We start from the raw sequence: 22,836 nt of genomic DNA on the forward strand, positions 1-22,836 counted from the left end.
ATTGCCAAAAATACTAATTCCTGTCCTGGCTGGTATTGCATTATTATTTATACCCTTAGTGGGGGACTTTCACTTTGAATCAGCATTATTGGCATCTTTGTCAGGGTGCTTTTGGGCTGGGTACAAAGGGGCTCAAAATGAAAATTTGAGATCTGATTTTTACGAGGCTCTATGGATTGGATTCTACCTTTTTCTAGCAGCAACTCCCTTATTAATTAAGGCGCTGATTACAGGTTGTTTTAGTATTCATGGACTGGGATTTTGGCTTATCTTCCCTTTACCCAGTGTTTTCTTTGGATTTGCACTAGGCCGGTTATTTCGGGAGTGGAAGCTTCCATTTGCCAGAAGCATAACGGTTATGGTTTTGGCAATAATAGCCATTGGGTTTTTTATATATGAACTGTTAACCTATCCACAGGTTTACTTCTTTAATCATGTTTGGGGGGGATGGCCGGGCCCCATATATGATGAAGCTGTAGTTGTAACAGATGCAGCCGTTTTTTTTCGTATGCTTACCGTACTTTGGGCCATATTTATTTGGCATTTGCCCACCATGAGTAAAGACAAGTATTCGGCATGGATTGTGGTATTATCTTGTTTTTCCATGGCACTTTTTTATCCCCAAATGCCAGAAATGGGAGTTGTTGCACCCCCTGCCCATATTCAAGCTGAACTGGGAGGGCATAAATCCACAAAGCATTTTGAGTTGTATTATGATCAAAATCGTTATAGTACCGATGAAATAAACCGTATAACTAAAGAACATGAGTTTTACTTTAGTCAGATTACGGATGAGCTTCAACTATCGTATCCCGATGGCCATAAAATTGAAAGCTATTTATATGGCCACCCGTGGCAAAAAAAGCAGTTAGTGGGAGCAAAGTTTACCAGCTATGTACCTATTTGGTTGCAACAAGATCAGCTGCATATCGCGAAACAACAGCTTGAAACAAGTCTAAAACATGAACTGGTGCATGTATTGGCAAAACAGTTTGGCAATGATTTATTCAATGGCAGTTGGAGTATTGGTTTGATTGAAGGTATTGCGGTAGCTGTTGATGGCGGATCATCATCTACCTCAACGATTGACCAGATAGTGGTGTCTGAAAAGCCATATCCCTCAGCCAAACAGCTGGAACAATCATTTTCTTTCGAAGGATTTTATAGCGGTCGTTCGGGAGTGAACTATATCACTAGTGGGTCATTTGTGAGATTCTTAATGGATAACTACCCGGTAAAAAATCTAAAACGTGCATACAGTACGGGTAGTGTTGAAAAAGCATATAAGAAAGATTGGATGGCTCTTACGCAAGAATGGCACCATCAGCTAGATTCGGTACAGGTTGACTCACTTGATGAGCAGGCAGCGGCTCGAATTTTTAGTTATCCGTCGCTTTTTGAAAAAAAATGTCCGCATGTGGTGTCTTCTTTTATGGAGGATTGGGACCAGTACCGTCACGCTCTGGCAGTAAAAGATACCGCAAGAGCGTTGAAGTATATAGATGAAGCTGTTGCGGTGGGTGATAGTGTACCGCCCGTAAAAACGGAGTGGAGTTTTCGACATCTCGAAAATGGAGATTTTAAGCTGGTCCAGCAGGTGTCCTCATTACAAGATACAACAGTCGAGCTGCAATTATTGTATGCTGATGCCAATATGGCAATAGGAGATACCATAAGGGCCAGAAAACATCTTAAAAAAGGAAAAGCGTTATTCGTGCAAGAACCGGACTCACTACTTGGGGCGGCACTTGCAGTCCGGATGGACCAGCGGCAATGGGAATTATACAGACGGATGCGATATAAAAACCAATTGCCTGATTCAGCAATTATCTCTCAAATGTACTACCGCAGTAAAATCCGGAGTCTTCAAAAAGCAATAGTACATGAACGTTGGCCACTACTTATTGTCTATGCACATGAGTTGCTGAGGCACCCGGTGCAACGCCGATATTTTGATGCCTATCAATTACTGATCCATCGGCTTGCTTTTTTAGGAGAAGGAAGGCTCGCTAAATCTCTGATAAAAAAAATCAAAGCATTGGAATTACGGGAGCGATATAAAGAGCGTCTATCTACAGAAAAAAATTGGATAACGTTTTTAGAATCATCCTAACTTTTGAGACAGATTTCTAGCTGTACACTTATTTGGATACTAGATCTGGTATCTGGAGATATAAGCATTTCACGATTAAAGTATGTGGGAAGCATTTTTTTAAGAGCTATTTTAGCATCCTAAAAAAAGAGAGGGAGAACGATCAAGTTCTCCCTCACGAGGGTATTGGTAGGTTACAAGTCTTAAAAAAGTTGGTTAAATCAATAAGTGTTAATAGGCCTTAGAAATGTTCAATTGCATGAATAATGTCGTTGAGATTCTTTATAAAATTATGAGATATTCAAACATCATTACACTTACTTCTAAATCACAGTAAATAGAAAATAAAATTTACTATATCTAAATTTGCTTTCAATTCGTTAGCTTTTATAAGATATATTTTGTGTTTGTTTATCTCGGTTAGATCCTTTTAACAAACCCCTTTATATGGGATTTATAATTTTCATTAAATTATATTAACAAAATGAAGTGATTTTTTTACTGACCTTATGGGCAGAGATGGTGATATTCGGTGTATTGTTATTTATAATGAAATAGCGATCGTTTAACTAGTAAAAGTTAGTCCGTGGAGAGTTGCCAAAAGGGTCAATATTTAAATGTATAAGTATATATAGCTATGATTAAGCAGAAGGTGCAAGACGAGATTAACGATCAGATACAAGCTGAGTTCCAGTCAGCATGGTTATACTTAGCCTACGCAGCATGGTTCGAAGATAAAAACCTAGAAGGTTTTGCTCATTGGATGCGGCTGCAGTGGCAAGAAGAACAAGCCCATGGGATGAAATTTTATAACCATATGTTAAGTCGGGGAGGGAAGGTTGAACTGCAGGAGCTTGATAAGCCAATAGCAGATGCTGAAAATTCAGAAGAGGTGTTTGAAAAAGTTCTTGAACACGAGCGTTATATAACTAAGCGAATTCACAGTCTTTATGATCTTGCTAAAGATGAAGGAGATTATCCTTTGCAAACGCTGTTGCATTGGTTTATAGATGAACAGGTTGAAGAGGAAGAAAATGCCGAGCGCATTTTGGAACGTCTTAAATTAATGGGGGATGATAATGCAAGCCTCTATATGTTAGACCAAGAGTTGGCAGGAAGATCGGCGGACGAAGATGCCTAAAGAGTATACCTTATCTTTTGGCCAAGCTAACTGGTATGCCTTAATTCTCTTGATACCTATTGGTGTGTTATTATTAGTACCATATGCTAGTTTGTATAGTTGGTCAACGCTTGGAAAAGATTTAGTACTTTTTATTAAAGATTTCCCACTCTTCATCCTTGCAGTAGTAGTCGGTACTTTCGCGCATGAACTTCTTCACGCGATAAGTTGGGTTTGGTTAGATGCTATTTCGTGGTCAAATATACATTTCGGATTTAACTGGAATGCCTTGGCTCCCTATGTACATTGCTCGCAACCGATAGAAGTAACCCACTACCGCTGGGGGGTTGCGATACCTGGTATTGTGCTGGGCGTGGTACCCTACCTTTGTGCTCTTGTATTTCATTATGAGTGGCTATTAGGTTTTAGCCTCTTTTTTACCCTTGCCGCTGGTGGAGATATTTTGATCTTATGGTTATTGCGAAAGGTTGAAAAAGGTAAAAAAGTACAGGATCATCCTGAACTTGTTGGTTGCCGTATAATAGAATCTGATTAGAAAAATTTAAACGGTAAATATTATAAACGCTTAACCACTGGAATAGTTACCCATCTCTAATTAGCTTATCAAACGTGTAAAAGAAAAATAAAACAGAAAGAGAAATTATGAAGAGTAGTAACTTTGTTGTACATGAGGATTACGAAGAATACCCTGTAGAAGAGATGCGTGAGAGGGCCCGTTCTTTTTATGAACATATGAGCCGACGGCGAACTGTACGGGAATTTTCAGAACGATCGGTGCCCCAAGAAGTTATTGAAAATTGTTTAAGAACTGCTGGTACTGCTCCAAATGGAGCAAACATGCAGCCGTGGCACTTTGCAGTTGTGAGGGATCCGGAGGTAAAAAAAGAAATTAGAGAGGCTGCAGAAGAAGAGGAACGTGAGTTTTACGAAAATAGAGCTACTGATGAATGGTTGGAAGCTTTAGCACCGCTTGGTACCGATGCTAATAAACCATTCCTGGAAGAAGCACCGTATTTGATTGCAATATTTTCCCAAAGTTATGGAGTGGATGAGGAAGGGAACAGAGAAAAACATTACTATGTAAAAGAGTCTGTCGGTATTGCAACGGGGATGTTAATTACTGCAGTTCATAATGCTGGATTAGCTTCTCTTACCCATACGCCAAGTCCCATGGGCTTTCTGAATGAAATTTTAGGTCGTCCTGAAAATGAACGTCCATTTCTCTTACTCGTGGTGGGTTATCCCAAAGACGAAGTTAAGGTACCTGATATTACCAAAAAGCCCTTAGATAAAATTGCCAGTTTTATTTAGTGTTATTATAGTTTGTCAAAAAGCTAATTTTAAATAGCTTTATTTTTCAGAGTGTAAACATTGTTATTTATTAGTAAACACGATAACTTTTGTGTTTGCTATTCAAATTGGTAGAAATTTGTATTGGGTGCGATACTCAATGAGTTTTGTTTTACTAGCAGCATATAAAAATAAGCCAAGGTGAAACAAGTTATTTAATATCATATTATGAATGAGCTAGAGAGTAAAACTTCATGGGGTAGTTGGGAGCTCAATATTACAACGGGTAAGTTTCAGTGTTCTTCCAAAGGATATAAGGTTTTAGGTATACCTTCTGATGGAATTGAAAAGAAGGAAGATCTGCTGGAGTATATCCCTGCTGAAGAACATGAGAAAATAATATCCGCTTTTGATAAAGCTGAAAGAAAAGGCGCTTTGGATACAGAAATATGTATCAGAGGGGAGGATTCTGCATTACGCCATATAAAATTCCAAGCTGATCTGATTGAGGATGAGAAGGATCAGCAAAAACGCTTGGTAGGCACAATGCATGAGTTAGTTAGCCCCGTAGAAGAAGTAAAACTGAATAAGTCACTATCAGATTCAATGATAGATGGCTATCTATTAATGTTGAGAAAGGATAATACAATTCTGGATGTAAATCCTGCCTATTGCGAAATGATCGGTTATGAAGAAGAGGAGCTATTAGGTAAAAGTATTAGTGAGCTTGATTTGGATTTTGATCAAAAGAAGTTTAAGCAGAGAGCAAAAAAAATAATAGAGCAAGGGGGAGGCCGATTTAAAACGCGCCACGAACATAAAAATGGAAAGACTATCTATCTGGAGGTGAGTTTGGCGTTTGTAAGGAAGTGGGAAACCACCTTTGTAGTGGCTTTTCTGACTAACATTACAGATCGCATTGTTACAGAGCAGAAATTAAAAGAAAGTGAAGAGCGCTGGCATCGATTAGTCGAAAATATTCCACAGGGAGTTATTATAAGCGTCGATGGGGAATTACAGTATTTAAATCAGGCGGCTTCGAGTCTGGTAAATGTAGAAGAGTGTGAAACGTTGCTTGGTGAGCAGATTATCAATTTTGCAGATGATAAATATAAAAAAAGAATCGAAAATCGGCAGAAGAAATTAAAAAAAGTTGAAAAGCTTCCTCCGGCCGACTTTGAGATTTCTGTTGAGGGGAAGGGTAAAAAAATTATTAGAGCCTATCCGGTTACAATCACGTATAAAGGGCAAGATGCAATACTAGCGGTTCTCAATGATATTACAAACCTTAAAAAGAAACAGGAAGAGTTAAGGCAGGGAGAGAGAAAATGGAGGCAGCTGGTAGAAAAAAACCCTCAGCCTGTACAAATTATTCAAGATGGTGAACTAGTATTTATTAATGAGGCCGGAGCAAAGCTTTTTGGAGGCGACTCTCCTGAGGAGTTAATAGGAAGATCGATATTTGACTTTAGTCATCCCAATAACATAGATCTTCTTAAAGAACGTAAGAGAAAATTAGAAGAAGATTTACCGGTAGAGCATGAACAGGAACAAAAAATCATTGATTTGAATGGAAACGAAAAACATGTGTTAGTCCATTCTATATCAACGATCTACCAGGATGAGCCGGCAATACAAACTGTTCTTTATGATCTTACAGAGCGGGAACGAGAACAACAAAAGATTCGAAGCTCATTAAAAGAGAAAGAAACCTTACTCAAAGAAATTCATCATCGTGTTAAAAATAATTTATCCGTGGTTTCCGGGCTTCTTGAGCTTCAGTCTATGAATACGGAAAAAGAATCCATTTTAAATACATTAAGAGATAGTCAGCAGCGTATTCAATCAATGGCTATGATTCATGAAAAGTTGTACCAGACAGAAGCGTTGACGAATATTGGATTTGATACCTATTTGAAAGAACTAATAGAATCGATCAGTAAAACCTACAATACAGGGAACAGGAATATTGATGTAAGTTATAACTTAGAATCAACTTCTTTAGATCTAGATAATGCCATTCCTTGTTCACTTATTGTTAATGAGTTGATTGTGAATTGCTATAAACACGCTTTTGACGGTAGGGAGAAGGGTAAAATTTTGGTCAATTCAGAGGTTAAAGGTTCTGAGTTGTCGATAGAAATAAAGGATAATGGGGAAGGGCTGCCGGAAGATTTTGCTCTTGAAAACCAACAATCTCTCGGGATGACTCTCGTTCAAACCTTGGCCCAACAGCTGGATGGTGAAATAAACTTTGATTCAAATGATGGGCAAGGAACAACAGTTGAATTAAATTTTATTAAGTAAGTATTACATACCATGAATGGTTAAAGTGTAATCAATACGACTTCTGTTCTGAGCTTATCTTAGTTCATTTATCCCATTCAGAATCGGAAGTTTCGCACTTAAATATTGTTATAAGAAAGTTTAAGAAAAGGTTGGCTTGATATTTGCACCTATTAAAGCAGGAGGACTAAATATTTTTCTGAATCTTAAACAATAGATCAGTGCTTACAACGGTTTCGGCTAATTCGGATAAAAAATCACAAGAAAACAGGTTTCGCCTGATGAATGATATTACGTCTCAGGCCAATATGAGCACTTCTCAGCAGTTTGAGAGGGCATTGAAGCTCACCTGTAAAATTTTAGATCTTGATATTGGTATTATAAGTCATATCGAAGATCAGCAATACATCATAGACTATAGTTGGTCAGAAGAAAATGTGTTAGAAGAAGGGCAAGTTTTTCCGCTGGGAGAAACATATTGCAGCATAACAATGGCGATTAATGATGTGGTAGCTATAGATAACATAAATCGTTCTCTGCATAAGCGGCATCCTTGCCACCAGGTTTTTAGTATGGAATCTTATATTGGCATTCCTCTCACAAAAGATGAACAGCTTTATGGGACTCTTAATTTTTCAAGTTCGGAAGCACAAAGTGAAAGTTTTTCCGAACTTGATAAAGGGTTTCTGTTAATGCTGGGAAATTGGATCTCTGACACCCTGGAAAAAAAAGAGATGCAAGAAAAGCTAAAAGAGAGGGAAGAACTCTATGAAGTGGTAACGGTCAATGAAACAGATATGGTATGCTTACATGATCCTGATGGCACTTATCGTTTTGTATCTCCTTCAGTAGAAAAAATATTAGGATATAAGCCATCTGAACTTGTTGGCAGAAACGCGTATGAACTATTTCATCCGCATGATTTGCAAGATATTCGAACACAGTCATACCAAGCTTCCCAACAAGGGAAAAAGGTGAAGAACTTTGAGTATCGTATTTGTAAAAAAAATGGGGATTATATTTGGTTTGAGACTTCTACGAACCCTATTACTGATGATCGGGGAAAGATTATTCAGCTACAAACTAGTTCTCGTGAAGTTACTAAACGGAAGAAATTAGAACTGTTGTTTAAAGAGTCTCAGCATTTATCCTCGACCGGTGGGTGGCAGTATGACCTAGAAACGGAAAAACTATTTTGGACAGAAGAGACCTACCAGATTCATGAGCTTCCCATTGGTGAAGAAATAACCATTGATCAGGCAATAAGCTACTTTCATGATTCTGCGCAACCTAAAATTAGGCAGGGACTCCGAGAAGCGATTGATAAGGGAAGAGAGTATGACGTGGAGCTTCCTATTGTTACTGCTAAAGGTAATAGGCGGTGGGTACGTGCTATTGGAAAAGTCCAAACCAATGAGAAAGGTGAGGTATACCAGTTATATGGTGTGTTCCAGGACTTAACGAACCGTAAGCGTATGGAGGATGAGCTTAGAGAACGTAACCAAGAGCTACAGGAACTTCATGAAACGAATAGTAAAATTTATTCGGTAATTGGCCATGATCTTAAAACTCCCCTTTCATCGATAGTAGGTTTTGCTGATCTTCTTATTAGTGATGCTGATAAATATGACGAAAGTGATGAGCTGAAAGAAAGCCTAGAGATTATTCATCAGTCTTCGGTAAATACCGCTTCTTTGTTGGAAGATCTTCTTGACTGGGCTCGCTTCCAGGGGGGCGATTTGAGTTTAAGTCTTAAAGAGTTTTCTATTGCAACGGCCATAAATCAGGTTATAAACCTGCTGCGAGTTTCTGCAAATCGCAAGGATGTTACTATTACTTTCGAGGCAGATAAAGATATCACAGTGCTAGGGGATCGACAGGTTATTACAACGGTGATTAGAAACCTGCTTAGTAATGCACTAAAGTTCAGTCATCGTGGTGATAATGTTATAATTATGCTTAAGTCTGAAGAAGAATACTGGCAGGTAAACGTTAAGGATGAAGGTGAGGGGATGTCCAAGGAAGTCCAGACACAGTTATTTGGGGATGAAAAATACTCAAGCAAAACAGGAACTGCCGGAGAACAAGGTACCGGTGTAGGACTCCGCCTCTGCAAGGAGCTGGTTGAGTCACATGACGGAATACTTGATTTTGAAAGCCAGCTGGGTGAGGGGACCACCTTTATGCTTAGTATCCCGTTTGACTCACCTGTTTATAACACTGATTAAGCAAAACGATCAGCCAGTCGGTTAATTAAATATTCACTTTCTTGAAGTGCCTGGCTGGCAAACTTACCAAAGAAATCGGTTACCGATTCAAACTCTTTGACAAAACCCTCTTTGTCATCATCCTTAACCATTTGGGCAAGCTTATCATTATGCTCAATAAATTTGAGTAAGAGTTCACGACGTTCCTCATTTGAAAAGACAATATCGGCATAAAGTTCAGCACTTTGGGCAAAAATACGCCCCGTCATCATCAGTTCAGCACGGTAGATGGGGGATGAGTAGTCGAGGATATCCTGTGGCTTTAGATCGTAGGTCTTCATAAAAGAGCCGTGTAGCAGTGCTACGAAGTGACGCAGGCCTTGCACCATATGCATTACGTGATCATGCTTTTCTGCATCCGCTTCGATAACCCGCATACCCCATAACTTTGACTGCTGCACCACCCACTGAGAGGCCTTGGCATCTTCAACCGGACAAACGACCATTAGCTGTTTAGAGAGGTTGTCTACGCCAGGACCATGCATTGGGTGAAGCCCAAGCACTGGTCCATCATGGCATTGTTTCATAGTTTCAATAGGTCCACTTTTATTACTAGTGAAATCGGCCAGAATGGTATCAGAAGAGAGCTTGGGTGCTAGTCGTTCAATCACGTCTTCTGTGGTGTTAATGGGCACCGACACGATAGCAAGGTCCAGTTTGGGAGCAACTTCTTCTAGCTCATGCCAGTTGTGTTTATCAATGGTATAGAGATTATGCCCCGTTTGTTTAATGATACGTCCATACAGACTACCCATGCCTCCTTTGGCACCAACAATAAGAATATTCTTGGGTTCTTCGGTCGCACGAGGGAACTCACTGGAGGACTGGCTGGCACGAGATGAAGCCATAATCATCCGTAAAAAATCTTCTGCCCAGTCAGGGTCTAAATTCTGATTACGAGCCATTTCGCGGAACTTCTTTGTCTTTTCATCTTCTCGCTTTGGAGCAAAAATAGGCAGGCGATTTTGGATTTTTTTGTCAATCACTTCGTGCACAATCTCACGTCGCTCAGAAAGTAGTTCCAGCAATTTGGAATCAATTTCGTCAATACGTTTCCGCTGTGGATTGAGTTTCTTCTCTTTAGGGGTCATACAATTACGGTGATCATAAAATTGGATTCAATAATTTCGGCATAGATCATACGCTTAAAGCTATTCCAGCCATAAAAGCTACTAAAAATAATGAATTTGTCGTTTCTATCCCGAAAGGAATTTCAATTCCATTTATTTTAAAGGAATAGCAGTTTTCGGAAAATTAATTTGAGTCAGGACTGTCAATTCCCCTAAAATTATGGGATTTTTAGTGAATGATTAATACTAATATACGTTATCATAAGGCAGGCTAAATGTAGGAAGGCAAAATTCAGAAGTATATTTATGAGAGGGTAGTGCAATCTCCCCCTTTCTACCTTTATTCATTTACCAACATAACGACGAACGCTAAAAATCCATACTTATTTAGATGTCCAATTTCGATTTGCAATCACCCTGGCCACCGGCCGGTGATCAGCCTCAAGCTATTGAAGAACTGGTAGAAGGCATAGAAGACGGTGATAAATACCAAACCCTACTGGGAATTACCGGATCCGGTAAAACACGTACTGTTGCCGATGTGATCGATCAGGTAGAGCGGCCGACATTGGTAATGAGTCATAATAAAACATTGGCAGCACAGCTGTATCGTGAGCTAAGTGACTTTTTTCCCAACAATAGGGTAGAGTTCTTTATTTCCTACTACGATTACTATCAGCCTGAGGCTTATTTATCCTCGCAGGATAAATATATTGAAAAGGATCTGTCCATTAATGATGAGATACAGCGACTACGACTGCGTGCCACCAGCTCACTGCTCTCGGGACGAAGAGATGTTATTATCGTTTCTTCAGTAAGCTGTATTTATGGAATTGGTTCTCCATCAGAATACCAGAAATTGATTATTACCCTTGAGACAGGTACAGAGATCCCCAGAAACAAACTGCTTTATGATCTTGTAGACCTGCACTATACGCGGAACGATCGCGAGTTTAGCCGAGGGACCTTCAGGGTGCGGGGAGATGTCGTAGATCTTTATCCGGCCTATGCAGAAGATGGTTTGCGGATCTCATTTTGGGGCGATGAGATTGAAAAGATGGAGATTGTAGATCCTGAAAGCGGGGATGTTCTGGATACGGTGCAGGAGTTCAAGATTTATCCTGCTTCCCACTACGTAACCACCGAAGATCGGCTTAATGAAGCCATAGATCAGATTCGCGATGAGTTAAACTGGCGCATAGGGACTCTTAATGATGAAGGTAAGTACCTGGAAGCCAAGCGCCTTGAACAGCGAACCCTCTTTGATATTGAGATGATGCAAGAGATCGGCTACTGTTCCGGTATTGAAAACTACTCACGCTATCTCAGTAACCGTAAGCCGGGCGAACGCCCCTACTGCCTGTTCGACTACTTCCCTGATGACTTTATGCTCGTAGTGGACGAAAGTCACCAAACCGTGCCCCAAATATCTGCCATGTATGGCGGTGACCGCTCAAGAAAAGTAGAGTTGGTTGAAAATGGTTTTCGTTTGCCTTCAGCTATGGACAACCGGCCGCTTACTTTTGAGGAATGGGAAAGTGTAATAAACCAAGCGATATTTGTAAGTGCTACCCCCAGCGATTACGAATTGGAAAAAAGCGGGGGAGTCTTTGTAGAACAGATTGTACGACCAACCGGCCTGATGGAACCAGAAATTGAAGTACGTCCGGTAGATAACCAGATCGATGATTTGCTGGAAGAGATTCAAAAGCGAATTGCCGATGGAGACCGCGTGCTCTGTATTACGCTTACCAAACGACTGAGCGAAGAGCTCAGTGAGTATCTTAAAAGTGTAGGGATTTCCGCAGCCTATATGCACAGCGAACTCAATGCCATGGAGCGGGTAGAAGTACTTTTCAAATTCCGTCGTGGCGACTTTGACGTGCTTGTAGGTATTAATTTGCTACGAGAGGGAATCGATATTCCGGAGCTCAGCTTAGTGGCGATTCTCGATGCAGATAAGGAAGGTTTTCTGCGTTCCGAAACCTCACTATTCCAGATCATCGGTCGTGCAGCTCGTAACGTCGAAGGTAAAGCCATCATGTATGCTGATAAAATTACCGACAGCATGCAAACGGTGATCGACGAAACCGAACGGCGTCGTAAGATACAGAAAGAATACAACGAAGAGCACGGTATCACGCCAAAAACCATCGAAAAAGAGCTTAAACCACTTGTTGATCCGGCATTGATTTCCAACAAGAGTTTTGACCTGAAAGATACCGGTGATGGAGAAGACGAGGATGCTCTTGAGGTGGTAAAGGTGGCCGAGGAGGGCATCAAATACAAAGCCAACCCAGCCATGAAAGAAGTAACGTTCGATAACAAAGAAGAGTTCATGGAATATCTGCAAGAGACCATGTATAATGCAGCTCAGAACATGGAGTTCGAAGAAGCGGCGCGCATCCGGGATCAAATCGAACAACTAAAAGAGGAACTGTAACATAGTTAACAATTATTGGTTAATAGGAAGAATCCGAATAACCAATAGCGAATAACCAATAGCTAAAAATGAGTACACTAGCGTATCTAAAAAGCTTTTTTAAAGATAAAGATGTAGCCTCGGTAACGCCTACATCTCGATTTTGCGTACGAAAGGTGTGTCGGCCCATCGATTTTTCTAAAGACATTACCATAGTTGAATACGGTGCCGGCGCTGGGGTGTTTTCGCGTTACCTGCTGCAGCATATGACAAACGATTCCCATCTTTACCTCTTTGAAACCAATGAAATCCTGTTCGAAAAACTGCAGCAGATTAACGATTCGCGTGTTACCAGTTACGACCAAAGCGTAGAATTTGCAAACCAACTGTTGCCCAAAGATATCGTTGGGACAGTCGATTTTATTATTTCCGGTATCCCCTTTTCTTTTTTGGATCCGGATACGAAATCATCAGTGCTGAACCAGAGTTACCAGTTGTTGCGCGTCGGTGGAGAGTTCTTGGCCTACCAAACATCAGGCCATCTTAAAGATCCCCTGGAAGAGACCTTTGGTAATGTATCCACCAGGTGGGAGTGGCGCAATATCCCGCCCATGACGGTCTATAGAGCAGAAAAGAGATAAAAAAGTAGCATTTTCTGTTCGTAACGTTCTGTGTTATTTCTGTCTGTTACGTTTGTGCTATACTCCTTACGGTACGGAGCATTGTAAGGCGTACAGCTCGTTTCAAGTTTACCAGATATCCGATAAACATAAAAAAGCCATTCCACCCATACAGATAGAATGGCCCTATAAAGTAGAATAATTCAAAAAAGAGAAATCAACGCAGGATTATTACTCTTCTTCTGAAGAGTTTTCATTGTTTTCAGCAGCTTTTTGCTCTGCTTCTCGGTTGAGTTTCCTAACGGTTTCCTGGTTTTGATCTTTCTCTTTAATACGAGCCGACTTACCTCTTCGGTCACGCAGGTAATAAAGCTTAGAACGCTTAATATCACCCTGTTTCTTAAGTTCTATTTTTGATACAAAAGGAGAGTACAGTGGAAAAATACGTTCCACACCAATATTGCCGGCAGAGATCTTACGTACCATAAATGTCTGGTTTGCACCTGATCCGCGACGTGAGATAACGAGTCCTTCAAACTTCTGGATTCGTTCTTTATCGCCTTCGCGAACTTTATAATGAACATTCACGGTATCGCCGGTTTTAAACTCGGGATACTCATCCTTAATTAGTGTCTGTTCTGCTAGTTTTAACTTATCCATGATTAATCCTTACTACTGTTCGTTTCGAAATTTTTTGTAAATATCAGGACGTACTTTCTTTGTACGCTCAAGCGACTGTTCAAATCGCCATTCTTTCACTTTTTGATGATCACCAGAACGCAAAACTTTTGGCACTTCCATCCCTTCAAAGTCAGCGGGACGAGTATAAACAGGCCCTTCCAGCAAATCATTTTGAAAAGAGTCTGTCAATGCACTTTCGGAATCACCCAATGCTCCGGGTAACAACCGCACGATGGCATCAACCATTGCTAAAGCCGGCAGTTCTCCGCCGGAAAGTACAAAATCGCCAATGGTATACGTTTTGGTGATTAGTGTGTCAATAACACGCTGATCTACACCTTTATAATGGCCGCACAAGAACATTAGATTTTTGCATATGGAAAGTTTATTTGCACTTTCCTGTACAAAAGGATCCCCATTCGGAGCCGTAAAGATGATTTCATCGTACTCCCGCTGGCTCTGTAAATGCTTGACACAAGAGAATATCGGCTGTGGTGTTAACACCATGCCTGCGCCTCCGCCATAGGGGTAGTCATCAACCTTATTGTGTTTGTCCTCGGAATAGTCCCGCAAGTCATGAGTATGGATTTCAACCAAATCATTTTCCTGTGCATTAGCTACAATACTATGTTGTAGCGGACTTTCCAGGAGCTGTGGTACAGCTGATATTATATCAATGCGCATCATTTATAAACCTCTCAGTTGGTCCAGATTTTTGCATTGGATGTTCTCTGATTCCACATCAATATCAACAACATATTCGTCCACAAAAGGGACCAGCAGTTGTTCCTGTTCTGCGGTTTCTATTTCGAGAATCGGATGTGCCGGGTTTTCCAACAACGCTTTTACGGTACCGATGACTTCTCCATCTTCTAATATATCAAAAGATGTGAGGCTTAACGGTAAATCATCCGAATCCAGCAGGCTTTCAACGATTTCGCGGTCTGCATAGACCGTGAAATTTTTCAGTTGTTCTGCCTGCGTGCGATCAGTTACGTGTTCAAATTTAACAAAGAACGAAAGCCGGTTATTTTTTTCTTGCACCCGTACCGACTCAACTCGGGCAGGGACCAAGGCCCCCTTGGTATTTGCTATATGTACCAAGTCAAGAGCATCAAAAAGGGTTGGCGCGTACATGTCAGGGATGATTAATACATCGCCCTTTACGCCATGAGATCGAGAAATATACCCGATCTGTTTGTACTGGTTTTCTATTGGTTCCAGCATAAGCTACCAGTTGTTAAACACCGGTATGGCTTTTTAACTATTTTCTTTCTTATCATCTAAAGCACGCTGAACGGTTACGCGATCTTCATCGTCGGTAACAAAGCCTTCGAGCTCATCAAGAGGAGTGTTTTCGATATGTTCGATAGCTTCTTTAGCTAACATATCGCTAGAGGTTTTAGCTTCAGAATCTTCATCCGAATCATTGTCCTCGTCTTCTTCCTCATCATCAGAAGCCTCAACTTCTTCCTCAGCGTCATCATCAGTTTTGTCTTCCTCTTCAGTTTCAGCAGCAGCTTCTTCAGTATCATCTTCTTTGTCTTCATCGGCTGTATCTTCTTGAGTTTCAACCTCTTCAGACTCTTCCTGTTCAGCAGCTTCTTGAGTTTCTTCTGTTTCAGCTTCTTCAGCCTTATCTTCTTCTGCTTCAACTTCCTCATCAGCCTCATCTTCCTCTTCTTCAGCAGCAAGAGCTTCTTGCTTTGCTTTCTCTCGGGCAGCTTCTTCAGCTTTCTTCTTAAGCTGCTTTTGGAATTCTTTTTCTTCGGCATCGAGCAGTGCTTGTTGGCGCTCTTTGCGTGTAGGAACATCTTCTTCCTTTTCTTCACGCTTTTCACGCCATTCAGTGAGTGCTTCTTCAATCTCTTCTTCAGACTTCCCCCAACGGAGTAAGTGCATTTCGTACATAATCCCTTGGTTCTTAAAAATGGACCGTACGGTATCACTTGGTTGAGCACCCTTTTTTAGCCAGTGGATTGCTCGTTCTCTGTTCAGTGTAAGCTGATTTTTGGGTGTTACATTATCAAAGCGACCTAAATCTTCAATAATTCGACCATCTCTGGGTTTACGGTTATCCGCAACAACAATGTGATGGATAGGTCGCTTTTTTCGACCTCTACGTTGTAATCTTATTCTTAACAATGGATTATCTCCTTAATTTAACTTTAATTTGCGTTGATTTTTCTATAGAGGATAATGTCGGAATCTTGCGCAATATATCAGTGATGCTGGGCTGGGCTAAACAGCGGTCAACATCAGCTTGGTTATCCAAATGGTAAATTTCCTTTCATTCCTTTCATGCCCTGCATCATCTGGCCGATTTTACCCATGCCAGAGAAGGACTTCATCATTTTCTTCATCTGCTGAAACTGCTTTAGCAGATCATTAATATCTGAGACGCGTGTTCCCGAACCTTTGGCGATACGCCGTTTCCGGGTAGCATTTAAAATTTCCGGATTGTGTTTCTCCTCCGGAGTCATCGAGCAGATAATGGCCTCGATGGGTTTAAAAGAGTCTTCATCAAGTTCAGCATCGGCATCTTGTAAAGCTTTACCGGCACCCGGAATCATTCCAACCAGGTCTGAGATATTACCCATGCCTTTTACTTGTTGTAACTGTTGATAAAAGTCATCCAGATCAAAACTGTCAGACTTAATCTTCTTTTGTAGCTTCTGTGCTTCTTTTTCATCAAACTCTTTCTGGGCTTTCTCAACAAGAGAAACCACATCCCCCATCCCCAAGATTCGTTGAGACATCCGTTCTGGGTAAAATGGAGAAAGAGCATCAAGCTTTTCGCCGGTACTTACAAACTTGATCGGTTTTTGGACCACATTCTTAATTGAAAGGGCCGCCCCGCCGCGGGTATCACCATCAAGCTTTGTTAAAACGACACCATCATAATTGATGGTGTCATTAAATTCTTTGGCTGTGTTAACAGCATCCTGTCCGGTCATGGAATCAACAATAAACAATGTTTCATCGGGCTGGACAGCTTCTTTAATCTCAGCTACTTCGTTCATCATCTTTTCATCAACATGCATACGCCCTGCTGTATCAATAATAACAGTATCGAGCGCTAGGCTCTTCGCCATCGATACCGCTTCTTTTGCAACACGTACGGCATCTTTCTGGTCGATAGAATATACCGGGGTATCTATAGTGTTGGCCAGCGTTTTAAGCTGATCTATAGCAGCCGGACGATAAACGTCAGCTGCTGCTAAAATAGGATTCCGGTTATTTTCTTCTTTCAGGTACTTTGCAAGTTTGGCACTAAAGGTTGTTTTACCAGAGCCTTGTAGGCCGGCAATCAAAATAACAGTAGGAGGCGTATGAGCAACTGATAAATCTACGCGTTCCTGTCCAAGAATTTGAGTCAGCTCATCATGTACTACTTTGGTAAACTGCTGACCCGGGTTGACGGCTGAAAGCACGTCTTCGCCCATAGCTCGTTCTTTAATATCGTTCGTGAACTGCTTAGCAACTTCGTAGTTAACATCCGCATCAAGCAGGGCACGACGTATTTCTCTCACCGTCTCCGCAATGTTGACGTCGGTAATCTTAGATTCCCCTTTCAGCTTCTGAAAGGCATCATCCAGTTTTGATGAGAGATCCTGAAACATGAGTGAATGTATATTCTATAGAGTTAATGCTAATAATTGCATGGCCGGTACAGTACCGGAACAAAGTCTCGCAAAATAAGGACATTTTATTGGGTTATCAACAGAATTATTGAATTGAATGCTAAACCCTGACAAGGTCAAACCATGATGTGGATAATTATTGCCAATATATGCATTTAGCGATACTGTTTTGGGAGATCATTTATTTGCAATGATAGAATAAAGCCCCGGGTTCAAAAGAGAAACAAAATATATCGGGGTTTAGGGTACAGGAGGGATGCTTATTTTGGGTATTGGATATGTCAACACCTATGGGAACAAGAGTGCTTAAAGACCATATAAGGAATGTTGATAACTGGTATCTTTTATATCAAAAAGGGGAAGATAATAATATGGAAATAATGAAAGGCAGTTTTAAAGAGTTATGTGCTCGATTTTTGGTTAGTTCTTTTATCTTGATACTGGCAGCTTGTGCGAGCAGTAAACCCCCGACCCAAGAGTTGGCAACAACAGAAGCTGCGATCAATCAGGCAGATCAGGTTGGTGCAAAAGAGTATGCACCTCTCGAAATTCGGGAAGCTCGAAAGAAGCTTCAGAAAGCAAAAGAGCTGGTTGAGAAAAAAGAGCATGAAAAAGCAAAACGGCTTGCTTCGCGTGCAGAAATCGATGCAGAGTTGGCAGAAGCAAAAGCGCTTTCTGAGAAATCTCAAAATGCTGTTGAGCAGTTGAGGGAAAGTATTAGGCTATTGGAAAAAGAGATTAAGAGAAATCAAAAAAAGCAATAGCATCATGTCTTATACAAGGCTGGCATTATATAAAATACTGGTTGTTTTCTTATTAATAGGTTGTGGCGGCCCACCGGAGAAAAATCCATTGCTGCAAGAGGCCAGTAGTGAGTATCAAAAGGCTGAAAATGACTCCCTTATTGTAACTAAGGCACCGGTAGCATTAAAAGAGGCCGAGGAGGCCTTAGAGCAGAGTCGAGAGTTTTGGAAAGAAGGCGCTGATAAAGAATTGATAGAACATCACGCCTATATTTCAAAACAAAAAGTATTTATAGCCCGAGAAACTGCTGAACTGAATGCTGCTCAGGATGAAGTGAAGCGAGCCGAGGCTGAGCGGCAGCGAGTATTGATCAAAGCACGTAAGGCTGAAGCCAGGGCAGCAGAGCATCGCGCAGAAGAAGCGTTATCACGTGCACAAAAGGCGCAGAAACGGGCCGAACAGCTTGCCAACAGGGTCAGTGAGCTAGAGGCACAGCGTACAGAACGTGGCTTGGTATTAACATTGGGAGATGTCCTTTTTGATTTCGATAAAGCGACATTGAAACCTGGTGGGGAACGGGCTGCTAATAATCTTGCCCAGTTTCTAAAAGAATATCCTGAAAGAAATGTGATGATCGAGGGATTTACCGATATCGTTGGTTCAGCAGATTATAATAAGAAATTATCAAGGAGAAGAGCTAATGCTGTCAAACGGGAGCTCATTGGTCAGGGTATTAGTGCTACACGCATTCAAATACGGGGATATGGTGAAAAATATCCTGTAGCATCGAATGAAACAGAAGCAGGACGTCAGCAAAATCGTCGGGTTGAAGTCATCATTTCTGATAAGAACGGTACTATCGATGAGCGATCATTAGCAAACTGATTTTTACCTCTTAAAAAATTATTCTACAACTGTCATTCCGGTGAGTTTGCAGAATCTCATTGGGATGACAGTTTTTTATTATGTTTTATTATCTTCAGGCAGAAGAAATTGAATTTTAAGAAATTGAAAAACATATTTTATGGCTAATCAACAAGGATATGGGTTGCTGAAAGGCAAGAAAGGATTGATTTTTGGTGCGTTGGATGATCGAAGTATCGCATGGCGCATCGCACTGGCATGTCAAAGAGAGGGTGCAGAATTTTCATTATCTAATGCCCCGGTGGCACTGCGCTTTGGTGAATTAGATGAGCTGGCAGAAGAAACGGGCGCAGAAGTATTTCCTTGTGATGTATCAAAAGAGGAAGATGTTAAGGAGTTGATGGAGAAGGTAAAGGGTGAGCATGGGAAGATCGATTTTATGCTCCATGCAATTGGTATGTCTCCGAATGTCCGAAAGAATAAGGGATATAACGAGTTGAACTATCAGTGGATGCAAAAAACGCTCGATATTTCAGCTATTTCTCTCCATAAGGTGATTCGTTATGCTGATGAAACTGACCTCTTGAATGATGGCGCCAGTATTCTAGCACTTTCCTATATAGGGGCTCAGCGTATTTTCTCAAAATATAGTGATATGAATGATGCCAAGGCATTGCTTGAAAGTATCGCCCGTAATTATGGGAGTCGATTAGCTGATCGGGGCATTCGTGTCAATACTATCTCACAGGCTCCTACTAAAACATCGGCCGGTAGCGGAATTAAAGGTTTTGATGGTATGTATACCTTCGCCGAAAAGATTGCACCATTAGGAAATCCATCTGCTGATGAATGTGCCGATTATTGTGTGACCTTATTCTCTGACCTCACACGGAAAGTCACAATGCAGAACCTCTATCATGATGGGGGCTTTGTTACGGCCGGTATTGATGAAGAGATGATTAATGATTTAGCAGATATGTACGCCGATGAGGATGAATAAAAGTAATCTTTTAAAATAATTAAGATATATGCCTGATTGGTTAATAGCCGGTCAGGCTTTTTTAATTAACGGATGTTAAAATATGTCCTCCCATTTTAAAATTTTGGCTAAAAATAGTTACTTACTAGCTGCATTCAACTACCATTAAAAATACCATCATAATGAAACGACTGGCATCTTTTTTATATCTATTACTATTCTCGGTAACGATTACTATTGCCCAGGATACACCTACGATAAGTGAAAAAACAGAAGGACTTGAAAAACAGCAGGGCTACTTCACTTTTTACTGGGATAAAGCGAAGGCTACGCTTTGGCTGGAGATCGACAAATATGATACGGAGTTTTTATATGTAAATTCGTTAACAGCGGGGGTTGGATCTAATGACATCGGTTTGGACCGTAACCAGCTTGGAGATAGTCGAATTGTTTATTTTGAGCGTAGAGGACCCAAGGTGCTGATGGTACAACCAAATTATTCATATCGCGCCATAACAGATAATAGGAAAGAAAAGCAGTCGGTGCGTGATGCTTTTGCTAATTCAGTGTTGTGGGGCTTTGAGGTAGCTGCTGAGCAGGATGGAAAGGTATTGGTCGATATGACAAGCTTTTTGATGAGAGATGCCCATGGTGTGAGCAAGGTGCTACGACGCAACAAAGAGGGTACTTTCAGCGTCGATGAGAGTCGTTCTGCTGTTTACCGGAAAGCGACGATGAACTTCCCGCAGAATACAGAGTTTGAAGCTACATTGACTTTTACCGGAAACAAGCCGGGACGCCAGGTACGTTCTGTAACACCTACAGCCGATGCCATTACGGTTCGCCAGCATCATTCTTTTGTTAAGTTACCAGATGATAATTTTGAGCCGCGCCGGTTTGATCCCCGAGCCGGGTATTTTGGCATCAGTTATCAGGATTATAGTACGCCAATTTCAGAATCTATTGATAAGCGGTTTATTACAAAGCATCGATTAAAGAAGAAAAATCCGGAAGCTGAAATGAGTGAACCGGTAGAGCCTATTGTCTATTATTTGGATCCGGGAACGCCCGAACCGGTACGGGGCGCTTTGTTGGATGGGGCTCGTTGGTGGAACCAGGCTTTTGAGGCCGCGGGTTATAAGGATGCTTTCCAGGTTAAGATGCTACCTGACAGTGCTCATCCCATGGATGTGAGGTATAATATGATTAACTGGGTGCATCGTTCAACGCGGGGGTGGTCTTACGGTAGCTCGGTAGTAGATCCGAGAACCGGTGAGATTATAAAGGGACATGTATTGTTGGGATCGCTTCGGGTTCGTCAAGATTATTTGCTGGCTGAAGGGTTGCTTTCGCCTTACAAAGAGGGGGCAAGGTTTGATGATAATAATCCAATGTTGGAGATGGCTTTGGCCCGAATCAGGCAACTTTCGGCACATGAGATAGGCCATACACTGGGGTTGGCTCATAACTTTGCGGCCAGTACAAATGATCGTGCTTCGGTGATGGATTATCCGGCACCTAAAGTTGAAATCAGTAAAGATAGCACGCTGGATCTTTCCAATGCCTATGACACAGGAATAGGAGAGTGGGACAAAGTTTCTGTTACCTATGGCTATAAGGATCTGCGAGCATTGCCAAGTGAAGACGCAGCCCTAGAAAATGTTATAGAGGAGGCTATTGATAATGGGTTGTTGTTTATTTCAGATATGGATGCGCGTCCGGCAGGCGGGGCACACCCTAAAGCTCATCTCTGGGATAATGGGAAGAATGCAGTAGAGCAACTGCATCATATTATGAAGGTAAGAGAAATAGCACTACAGAATTTTTCAGAATCAAATATTCCTTCGAGCACGCCAATGGCAGAGCTCGAAGATGTATTGGTGCCTATGTACCTGTTTCATCGTTTCCAGATTGAGGGTACGGTAAAGCTTGTGGGGGGGCTTGATTACAGTTATAAATTGCGAGGTGATAATCAGAGAGGACCGACGCCCGTAGCAGATTCAACGCAGCGTGCTGCACTTGACGCGATGCTGAAAACATTGACGCCGGATGCTCTGGATATGCCCGATCGTATTATTGAGCTTATCCCACCTCGACCTCTCGGACATTATGATTCCAGGGAGCTTTTTAATAGCTATACTGATCCGGCATTCGATCCTATTGGTGCAGCAGAAACGGCTGCTAGTATGTCGGCCGAGCTACTGCTAAATGTGAATCGGGCCGCTCGCCTGGTAGATTTTGAGGCTCGAAATACAGATAATCTTGGCTTGGGTGATATGCTGGATAAAATTATAAAGTATACGTGGCAACAAGAAGTCCAAAAAGGGTATAAGGGGGCGATCCAGAATACAATCAACCATGCTGTTTTATATGAGATGATTAAATTGGCATCAAATGAAGATGCTCCTACTCAGGTTAAAGCTATTACAAATCTTAAGCTAGAAGGTCTGAGAGAGTGGATGAAGGTGAAGGCAGAGAAAGGCAAGGGCAACGCTCAACGCAAGGCTTCCTTGTTGTATGGATATCGAATATTGCAGAACTTTAAGGAAAAGGGGGACTCGTTTTTTCCAACTTCTCCGTTATCACCTCCACCGGGATCGCCGATCGGAAATGGTATATTACCGAATTTAGGTTGTAGTATTAACTAGTATATTTTGGCTTGTTTCACTTGTGTAGAGTGGAGCAAGCCATACCTATTGGAGATAGGTTGTTGGTAATTTATAGTATCAATTTATT

18 protein-coding genes are annotated in these 22,836 nt (G+C 41.3%); 12 read left to right on the top strand and 6 right to left on the bottom strand.

Features of this window, described 5'->3' with window-relative positions:
* The first annotated feature begins 145 nt into the window (after positions 1-145).
* The 6 genes from FCN14_RS10390 (at position 146) to FCN14_RS10415 (ending at position 9,037) form a co-directional block, all read left to right on the top strand.
* Positions 146-2,113, top strand: coding sequence for a hypothetical protein (locus FCN14_RS10390; protein WP_138431214.1), 1,968 nt, complete (start codon positions 146-148; stop codon positions 2,111-2,113).
* 616 nt (positions 2,114-2,729) lie between these two features.
* Complete coding sequence (locus tag FCN14_RS10395) at positions 2,730-3,233, top strand: ferritin (RefSeq protein ID WP_138431215.1); 504 nt, start codon at positions 2,730-2,732, stop codon at positions 3,231-3,233.
* Positions 3,226-3,768: a DUF3267 domain-containing protein gene (locus tag FCN14_RS10400; protein ID WP_138431216.1), complete on the top strand. Its 543-nt coding sequence runs from the start codon at positions 3,226-3,228 to the stop codon at positions 3,766-3,768. The genes FCN14_RS10395 and FCN14_RS10400 overlap by 8 nt, the downstream gene beginning before the upstream one ends.
* Positions 3,769-3,875: 107 nt before the next feature.
* Positions 3,876-4,544: a nitroreductase family protein gene (locus FCN14_RS10405; RefSeq protein ID WP_138431217.1), complete on the top strand. Its 669-nt coding sequence runs from the start codon at positions 3,876-3,878 to the stop codon at positions 4,542-4,544.
* Positions 4,545-4,751: 207 nt separating this feature from the next.
* Positions 4,752-6,830 carry a PAS domain-containing sensor histidine kinase gene (locus tag FCN14_RS10410; protein ID WP_138431218.1) on the top strand — a complete coding sequence of 693 codons (2,079 nt, stop codon included), beginning with the start codon at positions 4,752-4,754 and terminating at the stop codon, positions 6,828-6,830.
* Positions 6,831-7,030: 200 nt separating this feature from the next.
* Complete coding sequence (locus FCN14_RS10415) at positions 7,031-9,037, top strand: sensor histidine kinase (protein WP_171032886.1); 2,007 nt, start codon at positions 7,031-7,033, stop codon at positions 9,035-9,037.
* Here FCN14_RS10415 and tyrA read toward each other — a convergent pair.
* Positions 9,034-10,167: a bifunctional chorismate mutase/prephenate dehydrogenase gene (gene tyrA / locus FCN14_RS10420; RefSeq protein ID WP_138431220.1), complete on the bottom strand. Its 1,134-nt coding sequence runs from the start codon at positions 10,165-10,167 to the stop codon at positions 9,034-9,036. The two genes, FCN14_RS10415 and tyrA, sit on opposite strands and share 4 nt — an antisense overlap.
* A 370-nt stretch (positions 10,168-10,537) precedes the next feature.
* Between tyrA and uvrB the strand changes: the two genes are divergently transcribed.
* A complete protein-coding gene (gene uvrB, locus FCN14_RS10425) occupies positions 10,538-12,589 on the top strand; it encodes an excinuclease ABC subunit UvrB (RefSeq protein WP_138431221.1) in 2,052 nt (683 codons plus the stop codon).
* Between the two features lie 68 nt (positions 12,590-12,657).
* On the top strand, positions 12,658-13,209 hold the full coding sequence (locus FCN14_RS10430; protein WP_138431222.1) for a class I SAM-dependent methyltransferase: 552 nt from the start codon (positions 12,658-12,660) through the stop codon (positions 13,207-13,209).
* A gap of 210 nt (positions 13,210-13,419) precedes the next feature.
* On the opposite strand, the gene rplS is transcribed toward FCN14_RS10430, so the two are convergent.
* The 5 genes from rplS to ffh all read right to left on the bottom strand — a co-directional run bounded on the left by rplS (position 13,420) and on the right by ffh (position 17,492).
* The gene (rplS, locus tag FCN14_RS10435; RefSeq protein WP_171032887.1) at positions 13,420-13,848 is read right to left on the bottom strand and encodes a 50S ribosomal protein L19; all 429 of its coding nucleotides are present in this window, start codon (positions 13,846-13,848) and stop codon (positions 13,420-13,422) included.
* A gap of 12 nt (positions 13,849-13,860) precedes the next feature.
* Positions 13,861-14,553: a tRNA (guanosine(37)-N1)-methyltransferase TrmD gene (gene trmD / locus FCN14_RS10440; protein ID WP_138431283.1), complete on the bottom strand. Its 693-nt coding sequence runs from the start codon at positions 14,551-14,553 to the stop codon at positions 13,861-13,863.
* Positions 14,554-14,556: 3 nt separating this feature from the next.
* Positions 14,557-15,096: a ribosome maturation factor RimM gene (rimM, locus tag FCN14_RS10445; protein ID WP_138431224.1), complete on the bottom strand. Its 540-nt coding sequence runs from the start codon at positions 15,094-15,096 to the stop codon at positions 14,557-14,559.
* Positions 15,097-15,129: 33 nt separating this feature from the next.
* Positions 15,130-16,014, bottom strand: a complete 885-nt coding sequence (rpsP, locus tag FCN14_RS16020; protein WP_138431225.1) for a 30S ribosomal protein S16 — start codon at positions 16,012-16,014, stop codon at positions 15,130-15,132.
* Positions 16,015-16,136: 122 nt separating this feature from the next.
* Positions 16,137-17,492 carry a signal recognition particle protein gene (ffh, locus tag FCN14_RS10455; protein WP_138431226.1) on the bottom strand — a complete coding sequence of 452 codons (1,356 nt, stop codon included), beginning with the start codon at positions 17,490-17,492 and terminating at the stop codon, positions 16,137-16,139.
* 299 nt (positions 17,493-17,791) lie between these two features.
* Here ffh and FCN14_RS10460 point away from each other — a divergent pair, with 299 nt between their 5' ends.
* The 4 genes from FCN14_RS10460 (at position 17,792) to FCN14_RS10475 (ending at position 22,748) form a co-directional block, all read left to right on the top strand.
* Positions 17,792-18,277 (top strand): DUF4398 domain-containing protein, encoded by a 486-nt coding sequence (locus tag FCN14_RS10460; RefSeq protein ID WP_138431227.1) that lies wholly within the window; start codon positions 17,792-17,794, stop codon positions 18,275-18,277.
* A 4-nt stretch (positions 18,278-18,281) separates the two neighbouring features.
* Complete coding sequence (locus FCN14_RS10465; protein ID WP_138431228.1) at positions 18,282-19,142, top strand: OmpA family protein; 861 nt, start codon at positions 18,282-18,284, stop codon at positions 19,140-19,142.
* A gap of 139 nt (positions 19,143-19,281) precedes the next feature.
* Entirely contained in the window at positions 19,282-20,121 is an 840-nt protein-coding gene (locus FCN14_RS10470) for an enoyl-ACP reductase FabI (RefSeq protein ID WP_138431229.1), read from the top strand.
* A 161-nt stretch (positions 20,122-20,282) separates the two neighbouring features.
* Entirely contained in the window at positions 20,283-22,748 is a 2,466-nt protein-coding gene (locus FCN14_RS10475) for a zinc-dependent metalloprotease (RefSeq protein WP_138431230.1), read from the top strand.
* The last annotated feature ends 88 nt before the right edge of the window (positions 22,749-22,836 follow it).

Origin of the sequence: Fodinibius saliphilus (genome assembly GCF_005869845.1) — a bacterium.
In the GTDB taxonomy this organism is placed as follows: Bacteria; Bacteroidota; Rhodothermia; order Balneolales; family Balneolaceae; genus Fodinibius; species Fodinibius saliphilus.